The sequence below is a fragment of the Burkholderia sp. BE12 genome (genome assembly GCF_002959955.1).
GTDB lineage: Bacteria > Pseudomonadota > Gammaproteobacteria > Burkholderiales > Burkholderiaceae > Burkholderia.
This window is the reverse complement of sequence record NZ_PREY01000076.1, coordinates 1-1,443: the sequence shown is the minus strand read 5'-3', so window position 1 is coordinate 1,443 and position 1,443 is coordinate 1. Positions and strand designations below refer to the sequence as shown.

The 1,443-nt window shown below is 59.7% G+C and carries 1 protein-coding gene; it reads right to left on the bottom strand.

Going from position 1 to position 1,443, the window contains the following annotated elements:
• Positions 1–290 precede the first annotated feature (290 nt).
• The gene (locus tag C4B30_RS34970) at positions 291–1,310 is read right to left on the bottom strand and encodes an IS110 family transposase (protein ID WP_027781481.1); all 1,020 of its coding nucleotides are present in this window, start codon (positions 1,308–1,310) and stop codon (positions 291–293) included.
• Positions 1,311–1,443 lie beyond the last annotated feature (133 nt).

Sequence of the window (1,443 nt, the reverse complement as noted above, 5' to 3'; positions counted from 1 at the left end):
TCATGAGGTCTATATGAACGCGTCCCGTTTGCAACAGTTTTCTCGTGTTTCGACGGACAGGATGGGCTGCAGCTCTATATCCGGCCTTGATGCAGCTGGTGCAGCCGCTGCGGGCCCCTATGAAATTCGCTGACTCGCGCCTCATTCTCCTGGCGAGCTCGAAGCCCGTCACCTCATACAGGTTTAGCGAGTCCCGGTCCTACCTGGCTTGTCATCACACTCGATTGCTGCGCAACCTTTCGACGTTCACCCTGTGTTAAACGTTGATTTTCTACCTCGCGTGGCCGATTTCAGGCTGGCTTCACGCTCACGTAGTCCTTCCGGTACGGCCGCTCATGGGCCAGTACCGCCCAGATCGTCCGTGCCATCTTGTTGGCCAGTGCCACGATCACTACATTTGCTGGCCGCCGCTTCTTCATCTGCTCGACCCATGGGCCCGGCTCTTTCGCATGGTTCAACACGCTTCGCGCGCCGTGAATCAACAGCGTGCGCAGATAGGTGTCGCCCCTCTTGCTGATGCCGTGCAAGTTCACTTTGCCGCCCGAGCCCGTCTGCTTCGGTACCAAACCTGCCCACGCGGCGAATTCGCGTCCTGAGCGAAACGCCTTCGCGTCGCCCATCATCGCCACTGCCGCCGTCGACGTCAGCAAGCCCACGCCGGGTATCTCGCTGATCGCCGCAACGGCCTTGTCTTCCTTCTTCCATTCGCGCATCCGACGTTCGATCTCGGCAATCTGCTCGTCGAGCCTCGCCAACCCGTTCCACTGTTCACGCAACGTATCGATCAGCGCTGCCGGCAGGCGCTGCTCGAGCCGGTCAAGCGCGATGGGTATTTCCTGGTCCAGCTTCGCCCGGCCACGGCTCATCACCTCGCCGTACTCCGTCATCAGCCCACGCAATCCGTTGCTCTGCATCGTGCGGAACTTCACCAACTGCTCGCGCATCCGGTGCAGCGCCAGCATCGCCTGCTGCATTTCCGTCTTCACCGCCACTGGCCGGCCCGGCTGCTGCACCGCAAGCCAGATCGCTCGCGCATCCGCTGCATCGTTCTTGTTGCGGATGTTGAATGCCTTCACGAACTCCGCTGGCATCAGCCTGACCTCGTGACCCATTTGCCTTAGTTGTCGAGCCCAGTGGTGCGCACCGCCGCACGCTTCCATCCCGATCAGGCATCGCACACGGTTCGCGAAGTACTCGAGAAACTTCGCCCGTTTGATCGGTTTGTTCACGATTTCTCCAGTTGCCTGATCGACGTAATGCACCTGGAAAACCTGCTTGGCGATATCTACGCCCACGGTCATACTGTTCATCGTGGATCCTCCGGTTGCCGGGAAATGCATGCATTTTCCACCTGGGCACTTTGATGCCGTCGGCCCGTGAGGATCCACCCCTTCTTTCTGCTCTCACGGCTCCGGGTGGGACGCGTTCATTTCAATTCTCCTG